The sequence below is a fragment of the Paenibacillus plantarum genome, from assembly GCF_013141695.1.
In the GTDB taxonomy this organism is placed as follows: Bacteria; Bacillota; Bacilli; order Paenibacillales; family NBRC-103111; genus Paenibacillus_E; species Paenibacillus_E plantarum.
Genome location: NZ_WHNY01000026.1, coordinates 128,393 through 146,093, shown reverse-complemented (window position 1 = coordinate 146,093; position 17,701 = coordinate 128,393). Strand labels below are relative to the sequence as shown.

Genomic DNA, 17,701 nt, shown 5'->3' with positions numbered 1-17,701 from the left:
ATACCAATAATGGAGAGGTGTTGCTACTTTGATTACTTACTTGAAGCCAACTTATACGACAACAAGCTCGGAATTTCAGTTACAGGTAGACCTGAACGCTGTCATTGTTGAACATTTTTTGGACTACCACTATGCTCATTTTTCCTACTCAGGGGTGTCAACATTAACTATCACGGCAAGTCAGCCAATCACAAGTTATGATATAAGTCCACACAGCATGGGGATCACCGGGATAGTAAGTGGGAATCAGCTGACTTTCACGATCGACAGCAGCTCTGTCAAGCCATCCTATCTGGTTATACAGATTAATGACTTGGAGAAGATGGTTGTTCTTGCCGACCCTTTGGAAGGCAATGCTCCGCCACCTTCAGGGACAGGTATCTATAATATTATCGACGCTCCTTATCAGGCAGACAACACCTGGACGATCGATGTTACCCATCTTATCCAGCAGGCTATTGATGATGCCTCAGCAGCAGGTGGGGGAATCGTATATGTTCCTGTTGGTGTATACAAAGTGAAGGACATCCTGTACATCAAGAGCAATGTCACTCTTTACCTACAAGGCGGGGCCGTCATCAAGTCAAATCCGGACAGAACCCTTTATGATTATACGACTAGTAGGGAAGGTAAAATATTTATTGATCCCATGATTCGGATCGACCATGCTCCTCATGCCAAAATAATAGGGCGAGGCATCCTGGATGCCAGTGGCATAGCGATTATGGATAAAGATCGTGCATCATCGACCTTTCTCGGGTACAGAAGAAATGTGATCGTAGGTAACCATTCCGATCATGTTACGATAGAGGGCATCATCATCAAGGACTCGACCACGTGGACGATTAACGGTATTCAAGGTGGCGAAGGATTTACGGTCAGACATGTTAAGGTTATTAATCACAAAAATGCCGACCAATATAAAATCATGAATGATGGTATCGATTTATGCGGAACTAGGAACGCGGTAGCGGAAAAGAATTTTGTCATGACCGTGGATGATGCTCTTTGTGCAAAATCAACGATAACTGACTATGCCATGTATAATGTTCGTTTCAAAAACAATATTGTATTCTCGTCCTGTGCGGGACTCAAAGCGGGTTTGCAATCCCACAGCCCCATGTATGACGTCTGGTTTGAAGATAACGACGTTGTTCAGGCACGACGAGGCATTGTGGTAGAAGCAACCTCAGGGAAGCAACTGATGAGTGATATCCATTTTGTAAATACGAGGGTGGAAAACTACGTATTTACCTCCATGGGGAAAAGTATTCCTGTAGAAATAGAAGCAGGTACAGCACCTGTAAAGAATGTTTTTATTGATAGCGCTTATTTCGAAAAACAGGCTTTTAACCCCATACATTTGTATGGCTCAAGTGATGCGAATGATGTGACAAATGTTACATTTAACGACCTTAATTTGTGTGGGAATGTCATTTCGAATGTCACGGACGCAGGAGTTAGTGTGGGTAGCTATACAGCCGGTATAACGGTGACTTCCAGCACTAACAAGGTATAGTAGAAATAAAACCATTATCAGAGCCATGCATATATTGCGGGCTCTCTTTGTTTACCATAGCATACCATCAACGAATTTAGTGCATAAAAGAAACGAGATTATTCCCTTTTTATTGGTAAATATATGCCATAGAATGAAGTTGTTTGCAAACGCTTACTTGAGTGAGGAGGGGGGCCTGCTAACCATTATGGATGACAGATTCGCAGCGTAACTTGTACGTAATGAATGAAACGCAACCACAAGTAAACTGGAGGCGAAATAACAATGCGTGTAGAGTCATGACGAAGGCAACGGGGTATGGAACGATATTCATTTTATCGACATCCGCACAGAAAAGATCTTTGATAACGCCAATATAGGACGGCTCCACTCCTCATCTGGACAGCCAAATATAAAACGGAGGTTGGCCCGATTAGCAATGTAGAACTGACCCGCATTACCTATGAGAATCTGGGCAATTTCCACTCCATCATTCAAGGTTATGACAGCGCGAGTAAGGTTTCCAATGTAAACTTCACGAATTTGAAGATGAACGGTACCATGATCACGAATCCTACACAAGGAATCATTGATATGGGCCCAAACACATCCAACATTACGTTTAACACGGTGGTCACGAATTACTCAATTACCAACGCAAATTCAGGTAAAACTGTTGAAGTTTTCGGTGGTGGTACGGTGGATGGAACAAAGATCGTTCAATGGAATTATCATGCTGGAACGAATCAACGGTGGGAGCTTATCGATGCTGGCGGTGGTTACTACAAAATTAAAAACGTTAAAAGTGGTAAAGTTCTAGAAGTGACAGGCGGTTCTACAGCGAATGGAGCATTAGTCGCTCAATGGTCAGATAACGGCGGAACCAATCAACAGTGGCAGATCGTTGACGTTGGAAATGGCTACTCGAAACTCATTAATCGCAAGAGCGGTAAAGCATTAGATAACAGCGGGTCGACGGCAGACGGAGCTCAGCTCACTCAATGGACAGATAATGGCGGAGACAATCAGAAATATCGGTTATTTGCGCAGTAGACCAGGCAGTCTCATTAGCGAATATTTTGCATAAAAGATGCGAGATCATTTCATTTTTAAGGATGAACGTAGGCAAGTAGAATGAAACTGGAGGCGAAATAATAATGTATGTTAGTAAAGTGAATAGCCGAATCGGAAATTGGTTGGCAAAACTTATCGTGGTTGCTGCTCTAATGTTTAGTTTCACTGTTAGCATGGCTCAGCCTGCATCGGCGGCTACCGTCGTGACTTATCCTTCTTACTTCGGTACAAGCTCGGCCTACACTTTGAAGGTTGATTCGACTACTGTCAGGGTTGCCAGGCAGTTTGATTATTCCTTTGCTCAGTTGTCTTATTCCGGAACAGCAACATTTAAAGTAACTGCTTCGGAAAATATCACTTCCTATAATATTAGTCCTCATAGTTACGGCATCGAAGCAACGGTAAGCGGAAAGGATCTAACTTTTTCCCTTCCTCAAGCCGGATCTCGGTACTTAGTAATCAAGATTAATAACCTGGAGAATCTTGTCATTATGGCTGATCCTGTGGAGACAGATGCACCAACGCCTAATGGCGGAAGCGTGAAAAGCATTATGGATTATTCAGGCGTAGATAAAACAGGCGGGAATTTGATGACGTCCAAAATCCAACAAGCCATCAATGATGCGAATGCTCGTTCCGGCGGAGGCACTGTTTATTTCCCTGCTGGTATTTACAAGTTTTCTCAAATTGAGCTTAAAAGTAACGTCACCCTCTATTTAGCTGCTGGTTCCGTACTTCGCGGGTCATCGGATGTAAACGATTATGATTTCACGAACACCATTTTTACCAATGCCAACATTCGTATCGTAGGGGCCTCTAATGTAGCTATCAAAGGAAGAGGGATGATCGACTCCAATGGGACGACGCTCACAACAGGCGATAGTGGGCCGAATCGAGAATATATCATCCATTCATACAAAAACGCGTCAGGTACGAAGCCGAATAACCTAACCTTCGAGGGTTTCACATTAAGAGATGGAACAACTTGGAACTTTAGAATTCAGGACGCTACTAACGTCAAAATTAATAATGTAAAGATTATCAATAACGTCAACTGGATTCATGGCGATGGTTTCGATCTTGTTAATACTTCCTTTGCTGTTGTGGATCAATGCTTCGCCTATACCGGCGATGACGTATTTGATGCGAAAGCATCAACGGAAGAACCGATGACGGATGTCGTATACAAAAATTCGGTTGCTTTTACCGAATCAGCGGGTACGAAGGTCGGTATGCAAGGAAATGCAGCGATTAGCGATGTTTGGTTTATCAATATTGACGTGATCCAGGGCTATCGTGGCGTCAGTGTAGACCATGACCAAGGGAATGGAGTATGGGACGATATTCATTTTATCGATATCCGTACGGAAAGGATTTTCAATAATGGAACCAGCGGCCAATTCAGAACGTCTCCGCTCCTCGTCTGGACGGCCAAATATAGTGGTAGCGAGGTTGGTCCCGTTAGCAATATAGAACTGACTCGCGTTAGCTTTGAGGATACCAGAAATTTTCATTCCTTCATTCAAGGTTACGACAGTTCTAGCAAAGTTTCCAATGTAACCATCACAGATTTAAAGATGAACGGTAACTTAATCACGAATGCTTCCCAGGGTCTAATTGATATCGGTGCGAACACATCCAATATTACTTTTAACACAAATCCAGCTACTATAAAGATTATGAACGCAGATACAAGTAAAGCTGTTGAAGTTTTCGGTGGTTCTACGACGGATGGAGCCAAAATATCGCAATGGGATTATAGTGGTGGCAAGAATCAACGGTGGCAGCTTGTTGATGTTGGCGGCGGCTATTATAAGATCAAAAACCTCAAAAGCGGAAAAGTCCTGGAAGTGACAGGTGGTTCTACGACGAATGGAGCTCTAGTCGCTCAATGGACGGATAACGGCGGAACCAATCAGCAATGGCAGATCGTTGATGTTGGAAATGGATACTCGAAACTCATTAATCGCAAGAGCGGTAAAGCATTAGATAGTGGTGGGACGACGGCAGACGGAGCTCAGCTTACTCAGTGGACAGATAATAGTGGAGGCAATCAAAAGTGGCAGTTAAAGGAATGAAGTAGACATCTAGTGAAGTGTTGGGCGTGGGTGAAGAGCGGTGAATCCGTTCTTTGCCCACGCCTTTTTATTGCTTATCCAGGCTGGATTAACTCAGCCAAAGAGAAAAAGAGAGGCTTACTGCCTCTCTTTTTCCTTTACTCTTGCTCCATCAGCTTATATTGAGGTTCCCAGCCTAATATTCTTTTCGCCTTTGCGTTAGAAATAAGAGATGTTCTTCCATCTAGCGAGGAACGAATTTCTTTGACTCCGGGGAGGTATTGCTCGACTAACTCCTGGGTAAGCCGGTTCGATGAACTATCATCGGCAGCGATGATCAATGCCTCCGCGCCAAGCCCATCTGTTTCAATCGCTTTAAGACATGCAGAAGCAACGTCTCTTGCATCGATGTAAGACCACAGGATTCGCAAACGCGCTTCCGTATCGTCGAAGTTGGCTTTCAGCTGTGCATAGCTCTCGGGGACAAGAATATTCCCTAGACGGAAACTAACAACCTGCATGCCGGTACGCCGGTTGAAAGCCTGCGCGGTTACTTCGTTCACAACCTTGGACAAGCCATAGCTGTCCTCCGGGAGTTGGGGGTGTTCTTCGTCGATCGGTAAATACTGAGGCTCGAAAAATTCGCTGGCAAAACATATGCCATAAGACGACTCACTCGAAGCGAGCACGACTTTCCCAATGCCCAAGTTTGCAGCAGCCTCCAAAATATTGTAAGTGCTCATGACATTATTTCGGAAGCATATGTCGTTCGTGTGCGTATATGCTTGAGGGATAGCGGCAAAATGCACAATACCCGCCACTTCTTGCCGGCTCCTGGTGCTATACTGCGATAGCGCGTTATGTACCTGTCCCAAATCATTGAGATCCGTAATAATCGTCCGACAGATAGGATCCGCCGGAGCCTTGACGTCTAGATTAATAACATCGTAATTATTTTGAACAAAATGCTTTAAAATCCACTGACCAGCTTTACCGCTGCCACCAGTAATAATGATACGTTTTTTGTCCATAAGTCCTCCTTAGGCTCAATCAGCCTCTCCATCAATCAATTGTTTGTTCACAGTTAGTATACAGGGAAAGAAAAGTTTACATAAGAACTGAAAAGTTTGTCAGTTAGTAACGTTGGAGTAAGTATTAAGTAGTCAAATTACGAATATATGACATAAAAGAACCGAGATTAGTACATTTTTATTGATGAACGTATGCCATAGAATGAAGAAAATTCGAGACTGAACTAATGAGCAGGGAACTCTTTGTCCTTGGACAAGGGGTTCTCTTCCCAAATGGGGGTTATTGTATGTACTATGCACCTAAAAATGAACGATATGCCAACATGAAGTATACAAGGTGTGGTAATTCAGGCCTCAAACTGCCTGCTATTTCCCTCGGACTTTGGCAAAATTATGGCGGTGTAAATCCCTTAGAAACTCAACGTGAAATGCTGCGCCGTGCATTCGACCTTGGCATTACCCACTTTGACTTAGCCAACAATTACGGGCCGCCTCCAGGTACTGCCGAAGAGAATTTCGGTAGTTTATTTAAAGCTGATTTCAAACCTTACCGCGATGAGTTGATCCTATCTACCAAAGCAGGCAATCCCATATGGGAAGGCCCATATGGAGACGGTGGCTCAAAGAAACATATGTTGACCAGCCTAGACCAAAGCCTTAAGCGGATGGGACTTGACTACGTTGATATTTTCTATTCACATCGATGTGATCCAGAGACGCCTATAGAAGAAACGATGCGAGCACTTGACACAGCAGTGAGACAGGGAAAAGCCTTGTATGTAGGCGTCTCTAATTACAGCGCTGAGCAGACCAAACAGGCTGCTGGCATTTTGAAGGAACTGGGTACACCTTGTCTGATTCACCAACCCAAGTACAATATGTTTGATCGATGGATAGAAAACGAGCTGCAGGATGTACTGAAAGAGGAAGGAATGGGTTCCATAGCTTTTTCACCTTTGGCAAAGGGACTGCTGACCAGCCGATATCTCACCGGAATTCCTGCCGATTCAAGGGCTGCAAGCGCAAGTCGAGCTTTGAGTGTCAATGCCATCACGGATGAGGTCATGTCCAAAATCATACGCTTGAACGCTATTGCGCTAGAGCGTGATCAAAGACTTTCTCAAATGGTCATCGCTTGGGTACTTAGAGAAGGAAAGGTTACTTCGGCTCTCATAGGGGCAAGTAAGGTAAGCCAGATTGAAGATAACGTTGCTGCTTTGAAAAATCTGGATTTCAGTCAGGACGAGTTAATGAGAATTGAGGAGATCATATGAAGAACGACTGGGAAAATCACAAGCTGCTGCAGCGGAATCGGCTGCCAGCCAGAACTGCATTCATACCGTTTGCAGACGATGAGAGTGCTTTATGCAATGAACGGGAGTTATCTCCTTACTATGTGCCGTTAAATGGAAATTGGAAATTTAATTATGCGCCGACACCAGCACATGCCCCTTCGAGCTTTCATCTGGAAGAGTTCGATGCAAGCGACTGGGATGATCTTGCAGTACCCTCTTGTTGGCAGATGCACGGCTATGGCAAACCGCATTATACGAACGTTGTCTACCCGTTCCCGGTTGTCCCGCCGCTAGTGCCGACCGAAAATCCGACAGGCTCCTACCGCCGGAAATTTGCGGTGCCCGCTGGCTGGAACGGGCAGCGGATTATGCTGCATTTTGAAGGTGTAGATAGTGCGTTCTTCGTATGGGTAAACGGCAAGGAAATAGGTTTCAGTAAAGGCAGCCGCATGCCATCGCAGTTTGATATCACGGACCACATTCACGAGGGGACGAACGTTCTTGCGGTTCGTGTCATGCAGTGGTCGGACGGCTCTTATATCGAGGATCAGGATATGTGGTGGCTGAGCGGTATTTTCCGCGACGTGTATATGACAGCTGCACCGCAAACGCACGTATACGATTACTCCATTCGTACACTTCTTGATAGTGAATACCGCGATGCTTCTCTTGAAGTCAGATTAAGCTTGGGAAGTAGGAACGAAGCTAAGGAAGCTGTTAGTGTCGAACTGCAACTACTTGATGCAAGTGGGAAAGCAGTAGAAGGCGGTTATGCAGAGGGAGTCATAACAGGCGGTGTTTTGAAGCAGGAGCAAGAGACTTTATTTAAGCTTCCTGTCGTCAACCCGAGGAAATGGTCTGCGGAAGATCCCTACTTGTACAAGCTGTTGATCCGGGTAATTGGCGAAACTACGCAGGTTACATCCGCACGTGTTGGATTCCGTTGTGTCGAATTGAGTGGCGGTTTACTACTTGTAAATGGGACGCCAATTAAGTTCAAGGGAGTCAACCGACATGATCATCATCCCGATCTTGGGCGAACCATACCTCTTGAATCGATGTTACAAGATGTACTTCTAATGAAGCAACACAATATTAACGCGGTCCGTACCTCCCATTATCCAAACGATCCACGCTTCTATGATCTGTGTGACGAATACGGACTTTACGTCATTGACGAAGCCGATTTGGAGTGCCACGGCTTCCATCGGACAGACAACTCGAATCAATTAAGTGATGACCCTGAGTGGGAACCGGCTTATTTGGATCGGATTGAACGGATGATTGAACGGGACAAGAATCATCCTTCTATTATCCTCTGGTCTTTGGGCAATGAATCGTATTACGGTTGTAATCACGTAGCGATGTATAACTGGGCCAAGGAGCACGACCCAACACGATTGGTGCACTACGCCGAAGATCGAGAAGCTGTGAGTGCCGACGTATACAGTACGATGTACAACAGGATTTGGCAGTTGCACGAACTTGGCCAGCGTGAAGATCTGGATAAACCCCATATTGTATGCGAATATGCGCATGCCATGGGCAATGGGCCAGGCGGCTTGAAAGAATATTGGGATGTCTTCTATACCTACAAGCGGTTGCAGGGTGGCTTCGTGTGGGAATGGGTTGATCAAGGCATCCGTCAGCGGACAGCTGATGGTAAGGAATTTTTCGCCTACGGCGGAGATTTTGAAGAAACCCCGAACGATATGAATTTCGTCATCGATGGTCTTGTTAACCCAGATCGTGTGCCATCGGCAGGACTTTTGGAACTTAAGAAAGTGATGGAACCTGTGATCATCGAAGCGTTAGATTTACAGGTAGGGTTGTTGAAGCTAACGAATCGATACGATTTCGTGAATTTGACGCATTTACAATTGGTATGGGATGTCATGGCTGACGGCAAAGTTGTTTGCTCAGGCAAGGGCGAGCTGCCCGAGATCGAGCCAGGCCGTACGGACAACATGAACATTCATTATGTACTGCCAGAACGCTTGCAGCCTGCAACCGATTACTGGTTAAATATCAGCGTTCTGCTTGCTGCTGATACGTCATGGGCTAAAGCTGGTTTTGAGGTTGCGTGGGCTCAATTTGAACTTCCGAATAAATCGGAGCTTAAAATTACCGCTAAATTGTCTGACTACGCACCATTATCTGTTACGAAGAACGGTGTGATGTTGGACATACAGGGAAGTGATTTTGAACTTCAGTTTGACAGTGTTTACGGTGTTATCGCTAGCTGGAGACATGCCGGTGTACGTCTGTTAGAGGAAGGGCCGAAGCTCGATCTGTGGCGTGCTCCGACGGACAACGATATGCGGCCGATCGGCGATTGGAGGACCTCCCTCGCGGATGATCAACGAGCAACGGTCCTATGGAAGTTGAAAGGGCTGCACTGGCTGCAGCATCGTATAATGGACTTGGACTGGAGCTGTAACAACAGTGGAACGGTTGTGACGATTACCTGCCAAGTACGTGTAGCGCCACCGATTCTCAAATGGTCGGTAGACACGTTGTACACGTATACGATCTATGCCAACGGAGACGTGGCGATCGAAGTAAACGGATCGATCGAGGGCGGCGACGCTCCGGAAACTTTCCCTCGCGTCGGACTTCGTCTGGCGCTGCCGAACGATTGTGAACAGGCGGAGTGGTATGGCCGTGGCCCCGGTGAAACGTATGCGGATTCTAAGCAAGCCGCGAAGTTTGGAATTTATCAGCGTACTGTGCGCGAGCTGTTCACCGAATATATCGTGCCGCAAGAAAACGGCAATCGCTCCGACACGCGATGGCTCGCGATGACGAATGCGCAAGGAGCAGGTCTGTTGGCGACAGGTTCGCCGCAGTTCGGGTTCACAGCTCGTCGCTATACGAGTGAAGACCTAGAGAAGGCGAAGCATACGTTTGATTTAAAGGAACGTGACCGCATCTTCTTGCATCTCGATCTAGCGCAGAACGGCATCGGCAGTGCCAGCTGCGGACCTGGCGTGCTTCCGCAGTATGTGTTGAAGGCGGAGGATTTCCACTTTCATGTCCGCCTCACACTGTTGACCTCCGTATCAGGTTCGCCGGCTCAACTTGCTAAGCGGCAATTAATTTAGATATTTCCTTCCGGTAGTTAGTAAAGTACATCTACTCACACGAACCTAGCGCTTGTAAGAGTCGCTGGGTTTTTGTGATTTTCCTTACATGATGACGAGAATAAATGTATTTTCTACAGTTAACTCTTTGGATTTTTCGATCAAACGGTGAATAAATGGATAACCTACAGCTAATTTTAACCATTTTACCCGATCTAGACAAAAGAGGCAGTTTTACCTACATGTTTTCCAGTTAAAACGGATTTTCGAGGGAATTTGTCTAAAATAGCTGTACATTTTCCAGTTAAAAATTAGAAGTATAGTGCACAAGTCTCCCTTTACCTACAAAATTCACCAACAATGTCTTCGAGCCATGATCTCGTTCTGGGTCCTCCTGCCTACCAATAACGAAAATAGTACATAAAAGAAACGATTTAATTACATTTTTCTTAGTCCATTTATGCCATACAATAAAAACATCAAATAACATTGCGAAGCACAATTAATAAAACGTTTTCAACAAGAAAGGAAGTCGAAATAAAGCCAACAAACCTAAGACAGAACTTATCGCTTCAGGAGGAAACCGAAATGACAAACAGTGAGAAACTACACAGAAAAATTAGAATTAAAGAAAACATACCTTTGTATACCATGATAGCACTGCCACTTTTGTTTTTTATTATTTTTGCCTATGTACCCATGTTTGGTGCGGTGATTGCCTTTAAGGATTATCGATTCATAGATGGTATTATGGGAAGTGACTGGGTAGGGCTTCGGAATTTCAAAATGATATTTGACCAGCCACATACGTTAGAAATTATCAGGAATACGTTAGTGATTAGCTTACTAACCGTCCTTGTTTCATTCCCGTTTCCAATTATATTAGCTATTCTACTCAATGAGATAAGAATGAAATGGTTCAAAAAAGCATCACAAACGGTTCTGTATTTGCCTCACTTTTTCTCATGGGTCATCGTAGGCGGTATTATTATAAACGTATTCTCTGTTAAAAATGGCCCAATCAATTTTATTATTGAGTATTTTGGCGGGGAACCCATTCAGTTTTTGTTTAATCACACAGCGTGGATGAGCATCTTCCTGGGAAGTGGGATTTGGAAAGATGCAGGTTTTAATGCCATTATCTACTTAGCAGCACTTTCGAGCATAGATCCTACGTATTACGAAGCGGCGGTTGTCGATGGCGCTAACAAGTGGAAGCAAATTACGAAAGTTACACTTCCTAGTTTGGTCCCAACCATCGTCCTAACGTTTATCTTAGCAACGGGGAAAATTATGGAAGTTGGATTTGACCGGATTTTCGTTCTCCAAAATCCAGTTGTAAAGAATATGACGGATGTTGTGCCCACCTTTATTTATGAAATGGGTATTCAACAAGGCGAATTTAGTTTAACGACAGCCATGGGATTGTTCGATTCTGTGATTAGTTTAATCCTTGTGCTTGTGGCGAACCGATTAGCGAAGATGTCAGGGAATGCCTTATTTTAAACGACTAACAACTTAGACATATGAAGGAGGGACAGGCCCTTGAAAATCTCGACGGGAGAAAAAGCTTTTTATAAAATTAATAACATCGTGCTATTTATTATATCGCTGTCGTGTTTACTTCCGCTCATCTATATTATTGCTACTTCATTCAGCAGCGGTGCAGCTATTGAATCAGGCAAAGTATTTTTATGGCCGGTTGATTTTACACCAGCAGCTTATAAAGTTTTAATTGTATCCACAGATTTATTTAAATATTTTAAGAATAGTGTCGTTGTTACTGTAGTTGGGACTGCGCTTAGCATGATTTTCACAATTCTCTGTGCGTATCCCTTGTCCAAAAGGAAAATGTTTGCTAGAAGAAAAGTAACCTTTCTAATCGTCTTCACTATGTTGTTTAGCGGTGGTTTGATTCCAACCTACCTATTGGTGAAATCACTTGGATTAATGAACTCCTACTGGTCCATTTGGTTAACAACACTAATTAGCCCTTACAATATGTTGATTATGAAGTCTTTCTTTGAAAATATATCCGAAGAGTTGGAAGAAGCGGCTAGAATTGATGGTTGTTCCGAATGGCGAATTTTACTTCAGATGTATCTTCCGCTTTCCAAAGCTGTAATAGCTACATTAGCCCTCTTCTACGGAGTTGCGTACTGGAATAGTTTCTTGAAAGTACTGATGTATATCAGTGATTCGAGGGGGTATACCTTACCGGTGCTCATACAGCAGATGGTTTTCCAATTAGAGCAAATAAAATTGGGGACGAGTCAAGATTTAGGTGCGGTTTCTGGTTCAGGAGAGGTCATTTCCGAATCAGTTAAGTCTGCTGGTGTTGTTGTGCTGATATTGCCGATGCTTGCCGTCTATCCATTCCTGCAAAAGTATTTTGTTAAAGGTGTTATGCTAGGGTCTGTTAAAGGTTAAGTTAAGCGCATTGAAGCTAAGATGTAGGGAATATTTGTTGATTGTAAAGGGTACGATAATTGATTCGTATTCTTCACATATATATCGAAAGCGATTTCATAATTTCGATCATATTTTTACTAAAAAAGGGAGGCAACATGAGTATGAAGAAAAAATTTCGAGGTGTGGTAGCATTATCGTTTGTGATGGCTGTTTCTGTTGGACTTACCGCATGCAGCACTACGAAAGAAGAGCCTAAAAAGTCAGGTAATGCAACTGCTACAACAACTACCCCCGCTGCTAACGTGAAAAAAGGTAAAGTTTCGGTTATGGTTTATGATCGAGGACTCATTCCTGCTTCCGAAGGTACGTATGATAATAACCGTTGGACGAAGTGGATTCAAGAAAATGCGCCGTTTGAAGAAGTGAAATTCATTGTGGTACCACGAACAGAAGCTCCTCAAAAAATGAACATGCTGTTCGCAGCTGGGGAAGGTCCGGATGTCGTAGCCAACTATGAAGATATGACGCCATTTATTTCCAAAGGGCAAGCTTTAGAAATCACAGATGAGTTGCTGGCGAAAATGCCCAATTATAAAAAGACTTTAGATAAATATCCAGCACTTCAAAAGCTTACGACAGTTAATGGTAAACGTTACACGGTCGGAACCGTATCACCTGTTTCACCTAATCACGCTGCAGTCATTCGTGCAGATTGGTTAGAAAAGTTAAATCTTCCTATGCCAAAAACACCTGAAGACTTGCTTGCTGTAGCAAAAGCATTTACAGAGAAAGATCCGGATGGTAATGGTAAGAATGATACCTATGGATTGACGTTAAATGCGGATTCCCAACGAGTGCTTTCTCATATGTTTGGTTTTGGTAATCCGGAGAAGTATGCTGTCGTTGATGGCAAGCTGACATTTGTATGGGACAGAATCCAAGATTGGTTGAAGTTTACGAAACAAATTGTTGATGCGAAGGTTGTTGATCCGGACTTCTTACTTGATAAAGGCGACAAAGCACTAACGGATTTCACGAATGGCAAGATCGGTATTTTCTTGACTGGGAAATTTAGTCAACTGAATTCACCAACATTTGCGAATTTCAAAAAGGCTAATCCGACTGCTAAACTGGATACATTTGATTTGCCTGCGACAAAATATGGAACATTTGAAGGCTATATCAATGGTGGACCATCTACAGTTGGCTTTATTAATGCAGCAACCAAAGATCCAGATGCGGCTGCTAGATACATTAACTGGCTAAACGATCCGAAAGTTTCCGATTACTTGGTAAATGGACCTGAAGGTGTTTATAAAAAGAGAGATGCTGAAGGTACTGTAGTTGTAGTAGATCCGGCGAAGAATAAAATTGAATACGATTATGCAACAGATTACAGTATCATTAGAACTTTCGATTTTAACTTAGGTTCTGCAATTAGTCCGCTTGCCAATGAATATTACAACTCATATCTCAAATCGAGCGATCCTGTCTTGCAAGAGTTTGGAGATTTGTACTATAAGATGGCGCAAGTTGTTAATAAGCCAGAAGCTATTGATCCAAGAAAATGGCAACAAACACTGCCAGCACTTGCCTCTGATACGCTTTTGAAGAAAACGAATGGAACCAAAGCTGTCGACGATTTCCTCTTAAAAGCACTAGCACAACCTAATTTAACAGCTGAGAAAGCTGTAGCAGATGCGAAAGAGCTTTGGAAAAAAGCCGGCGGTGAAGATGTGGATGCGTTCTACAACGACTACTATCAAAAAAATAAAGATAAGATGTTATCTGCAGAAGATTTCAAGCAACTGAAACTTACACCAGAATTGTTGCCTTCTGCGAAGAAAAATTCTAAAATTAAATAATTGTGGTTATGCTATTATTAGTATAAGTCAAGAAAAAGGGAACTCTTTGTCCACGGATAAAGAGTTCCCTTTCCAGATATTACTGGCAGAAATGTGGTGAATCCTGTATGTATCGTGTGGTCATTGTTGATGATGAACCTTGGGCTCTGATCGGTATTCGTAAATTAATCGAGCGCAACGGGAATCGGTTTAAAATTATTTGTGAAACGACCGAACCAGCCAAAGCTTTAGAAGTAATTTGTAAAGAACATCCTGATGTCGTTTTTACGGATATTCGAATGCCTGACATGACAGGGATTGAACTGATGCAAAAAACGAGATCACAAGGGATAGACACTGATTTTATCGTAATTAGTGGGTTTGCAGAGTTCTCCTATGTGCAGCATGCACTTCAGGAAGGTGCAATGGATTATCAATTAAAGCCGTTGGATATGGAAAAGGCAGAGGAAATGTTAGACAAGCTTTATAGAAAGTTAGAGAATAAACGCAGTACAAATGATTTAAGTTTATATATGTCTTTGCTGGAAGAATTTAAGGATAATCAGTCTCTTTTGAATACGCGATTGCGGCATAAACCTTACAAGAAATATCAGATTGTAACGGTGTATTTTGAAAATGCGGAATATGATGATGTCGTATTATTGGAATTAGGAAGTAGAGCACAACTAACTACCTTAAAATTAGGCCCTAGAAAAACTGTGTTTATTATTAATAGTGATGAAGATCAGAGTGAGTTGATCTATCGTAGTCTTATTTCCAAAGAACATGTCGTGGATAGGGCAGGGATTAGTTTATCCAGTGATGGAGCTGATCATGTATCCATGCTTTTAAAAACGTCGGATATCGCAAGCAATGATTGTTTTGTCGATCGTTCAAAGCGAGTTTCATTATACAAAAAGAGCAAAAAAAGTGTAGTTAAACAGTTTGCTGAAAGCATTATTGAAGCACTTGAACGCGTTCAATATAAGAACATGAAGGAACTGTCTTCCGTGATAACGGCCTTTTTTAGTGAACACCATTTAGGTATTGAAGACGCGGTGTTTTTATGGAATGAATTTGTTATGCATACATTAAAAGACAGTGATAGCAGTAGTCAATTACTGGATTTTGAGTTTCTGGATTATAGTGAAATGAAAGAAAAGTTCATGAATCTAGAATCGCTAAGCGAATATGTATTTGAATTGCTATCGGATCCAGAACGAGATCAACAAGGGGATGCCAATAATAAATTTAAGGAACTGTTGCAGTACACTAATAAACACTTTCATGAGGAACTATTTCTAAAGGACTTATCCACGAAATTTTTCATTAATGTGAGTTATTGTTGTGAGTTGTTTAAAAAGGTTACGGGCATGACGTTTTCGCAATATATGACGGATTTGCGGATGAAAAAGGCTTCTGAATTGCTCCAGAATAGTAACTTGTCTATTGCAGACGTATGTAAGAGTGTAGGTTATAGTGATTATTTCTATTTTAATAAAGTGTTTAAACGGAATTTAGGGTGTACACCTTCCAAATATCGTAAAACGAGTGGAGACTTGAATGCGCTTAATTAGTAATCTGAAGCTGAAGCACCAAATATCGCTGTTAATCCTGATTGCACTGATTATGATGATTTTGATACAGAGCATGTATAATGTTTTCTTCAATTCACTTACTCGGGAACGTGCGGCTAAGTATGCGGGCAATCTGATGGAACAGGTAGCACTAAATGTAGATACGATAGCTAAAAGTGTGGAGAGAGATTCCATAACGGTTAGTTATAGTAAGTATGTACAGGAATTGATGGTGTCGACGAATAGCATTCGGAGTGCGGAATTAAATGACTATGTCTCTGAAATTTTCACGCATACAAGGTCTTCCAATCAAAATATTTATAGCATTCTTCTCTTAAATAATAATGACAGACAGATCTCAGACAATCTGCATTACAACAATGATATATTGAAAACGTTGGGGAAAATGTACAATTTTCGAAGCAAAGAGTTTATTAAACCTGTGTTTTCATCGATTGTGAGAGACAACAGTGATGCGTTCTATTATTATTCGTATATTTCACCTATCTTTTCTTCTTTTGACGCTACGGGGGATTATTCCAAAATCGGTAACTGTATTTTCCTACTTGATACGAGGGAATTAGAGAAATTAGTGAATACAACCGAATTAACGAAGAATTCACTCTTTCTGATCCTTGATACTGACAATCGAGTGATTGCAAGTAATAAAGGGCTTAAAGCAGGCGACTACTATGAGAATGTTTTTTGGCAGGAAGGCATAAGCAGTACAGCCAAAGATGAAATTGTGTATGAGGGTAAAAAATCGCTCGTCCAATATAAGAAGATTGATAGTGTGAACTGGAAAGTCATCAGTGTTCTTCCGATTGCCGAGCTTACAAGTGATATGAAGCCAATCGTTTCCTTAGGCATCTGGTTGAGTATTATTATGATCGTCCTATTGACGGTAATAGGCAGTATTTTTATGTATAATACGACACGTCCTGTCATGTTAATCGTGAGATTCCTATCGCATGTGGGTGAGAGGAATTTAAAGCATAGATTAAAAATCCCGTCAACAAACGAAGTGGGTATTATTGCTACCCATATAAATCAGATGTTGGATAACGTAGAGACGATGACGCGAGATATTGTTGAGAACCAAACGTCTCTCTATGAAGCCGAGTTATCGAAAAAACAAGCGAAACTGTCAGCGCTGCAAAGCCAAATTAATCCCCATTTTCTTTATAATACATTGAACTGCCTGAGTAGCATTGGCTTGGCCTATGATGTGAGTGAGGTCGTCAGTATATCGTCAGCGATGTCGCGCATATTCAGATATAGCATTAAGGGCCAAGAGATCGTGAGTATCAAGGACGAAATGAGCTGTATTAAAGATTATCTGTTAATTATGGACATCAGGTATAAGGGTAAATTTGAGATCGTGATCGAGATGGAAGAGTCTTTCTTAGAAATGAAGTCGTTGAAAATGATTCTTCAACCGATTGTGGAAAATGCGATGTACCATGGCCTGGAAATGAAATCTGGCGTTGGACGTCTGTTTATTCGCGGACACATATCCGAACATGGTTATATGCAAATTGACATTGAGGATAATGGCATCGGAATGACGGACAAACGGTTAGCCGAACTACGTAAAGGCATTCGAGATGACGAGCATGCAGAACTATCAGGAACGGACAAACAAAGCATAGGACTAGGTAATATTAATAAGCGATTAAAACTACAATTTGGATCACCATATGGTCTGAATGTCGTTAGCGAAGCGGGTAAAGGAACCAAAGTTACCGTCAGGCTGCCTATTATTGAACCTACGGGTAAAATCATCTTGTTGCCTGATTGTTAGCTTTGAATGGAAGGAGAATTTGGCAA

General features: G+C 42.5%; 11 protein-coding genes. 10 read left to right on the top strand and 1 reads right to left on the bottom strand.

Annotated features, from left to right (window positions below; translation table 11 throughout):
* Positions 1-28 precede the first annotated feature (28 nt).
* From GC096_RS07620 to GC096_RS07610, 3 genes are all read left to right on the top strand, one after another.
* Positions 29-1,519 carry a glycoside hydrolase family protein gene (locus GC096_RS07620; RefSeq protein ID WP_171629630.1) on the top strand — a complete coding sequence of 497 codons (1,491 nt, stop codon included), beginning with the start codon at positions 29-31 and terminating at the stop codon, positions 1,517-1,519.
* A gap of 540 nt (positions 1,520-2,059) precedes the next feature.
* Positions 2,060-2,551 carry an RICIN domain-containing protein gene (locus GC096_RS07615; RefSeq protein ID WP_171629629.1) on the top strand — a complete coding sequence of 164 codons (492 nt, stop codon included), beginning with the start codon at positions 2,060-2,062 and terminating at the stop codon, positions 2,549-2,551.
* 104 nt (positions 2,552-2,655) lie between these two features.
* Positions 2,656-4,650: an RICIN domain-containing protein gene (locus GC096_RS07610; RefSeq protein WP_171629628.1), complete on the top strand. Its 1,995-nt coding sequence runs from the start codon at positions 2,656-2,658 to the stop codon at positions 4,648-4,650.
* A gap of 137 nt (positions 4,651-4,787) precedes the next feature.
* Here the strand turns inward: GC096_RS07610 and GC096_RS07605 are convergent, their stop codons facing one another.
* The gene (locus tag GC096_RS07605) at positions 4,788-5,660 is read right to left on the bottom strand and encodes an NAD-dependent epimerase/dehydratase family protein (RefSeq protein ID WP_171629627.1); all 873 of its coding nucleotides are present in this window, start codon (positions 5,658-5,660) and stop codon (positions 4,788-4,790) included.
* Positions 5,661-5,947: 287 nt separating this feature from the next.
* On the opposite strand from GC096_RS07605, the gene mgrA reads away from it, so the two are divergent.
* The 7 genes from mgrA to GC096_RS07570 all read left to right on the top strand — a co-directional run bounded on the left by mgrA (position 5,948) and on the right by GC096_RS07570 (position 17,675).
* Positions 5,948-6,934: an L-glyceraldehyde 3-phosphate reductase gene (mgrA, locus tag GC096_RS07600; RefSeq protein WP_171629626.1), complete on the top strand. Its 987-nt coding sequence runs from the start codon at positions 5,948-5,950 to the stop codon at positions 6,932-6,934.
* Positions 6,931-10,059, top strand: a complete 3,129-nt coding sequence (gene lacZ, locus GC096_RS07595; RefSeq protein ID WP_171629625.1) for a beta-galactosidase, LacZ type — start codon at positions 6,931-6,933, stop codon at positions 10,057-10,059. Before mgrA ends, lacZ begins: the two co-directional genes overlap by 4 nt.
* Positions 10,060-10,626: 567 nt before the next feature.
* Positions 10,627-11,544, top strand: coding sequence for an ABC transporter permease (locus GC096_RS07590; RefSeq protein ID WP_171629624.1), 918 nt, complete (start codon positions 10,627-10,629; stop codon positions 11,542-11,544).
* A gap of 39 nt (positions 11,545-11,583) precedes the next feature.
* A complete protein-coding gene (locus GC096_RS07585; protein WP_171629623.1) occupies positions 11,584-12,468 on the top strand; it encodes a carbohydrate ABC transporter permease in 885 nt (294 codons plus the stop codon).
* A 143-nt stretch (positions 12,469-12,611) separates the two neighbouring features.
* Positions 12,612-14,315 carry a type 2 periplasmic-binding domain-containing protein gene (locus GC096_RS07580; RefSeq protein WP_171629622.1) on the top strand — a complete coding sequence of 568 codons (1,704 nt, stop codon included), beginning with the start codon at positions 12,612-12,614 and terminating at the stop codon, positions 14,313-14,315.
* 107 nt (positions 14,316-14,422) lie between these two features.
* The gene (locus GC096_RS07575) at positions 14,423-15,871 is read left to right on the top strand and encodes a response regulator (RefSeq protein ID WP_171629621.1); all 1,449 of its coding nucleotides are present in this window, start codon (positions 14,423-14,425) and stop codon (positions 15,869-15,871) included.
* A complete protein-coding gene (locus GC096_RS07570; protein ID WP_171629620.1) occupies positions 15,858-17,675 on the top strand; it encodes a sensor histidine kinase in 1,818 nt (605 codons plus the stop codon). The genes GC096_RS07575 and GC096_RS07570 overlap by 14 nt, the downstream gene beginning before the upstream one ends.
* The last annotated feature ends 26 nt before the right edge of the window (positions 17,676-17,701 follow it).

What these genes read in the sequence shown, in the direction of transcription:
- GC096_RS07615 (WP_171629629.1), top strand. Translation starts at nt 2,060, where the DNA reads ATGATCACGAATCCTACACAAGGAATCATTGATATGGGCCCAAACACA.
- GC096_RS07610 (WP_171629628.1), top strand. Translation starts at nt 2,656, where the DNA reads ATGTATGTTAGTAAAGTGAATAGCCGAATCGGAAATTGGTTGGCAAAA.
- GC096_RS07605 (WP_171629627.1), bottom strand. Translation starts at nt 5,660, where the DNA reads ATGGACAAAAAACGTATCATTATTACTGGTGGCAGCGGTAAAGCTGGT.
- mgrA (WP_171629626.1), top strand. Translation starts at nt 5,948, where the DNA reads ATGTACTATGCACCTAAAAATGAACGATATGCCAACATGAAGTATACA.
- lacZ (WP_171629625.1), top strand. Translation starts at nt 6,931, where the DNA reads ATGAAGAACGACTGGGAAAATCACAAGCTGCTGCAGCGGAATCGGCTG.
- GC096_RS07590 (WP_171629624.1), top strand. Translation starts at nt 10,627, where the DNA reads ATGACAAACAGTGAGAAACTACACAGAAAAATTAGAATTAAAGAAAAC.
- GC096_RS07580 (WP_171629622.1), top strand. Translation starts at nt 12,612, where the DNA reads ATGAAGAAAAAATTTCGAGGTGTGGTAGCATTATCGTTTGTGATGGCT.
- GC096_RS07575 (WP_171629621.1), top strand. Translation starts at nt 14,423, where the DNA reads ATGTATCGTGTGGTCATTGTTGATGATGAACCTTGGGCTCTGATCGGT.
- GC096_RS07570 (WP_171629620.1), top strand. Translation starts at nt 15,858, where the DNA reads ATGCGCTTAATTAGTAATCTGAAGCTGAAGCACCAAATATCGCTGTTA.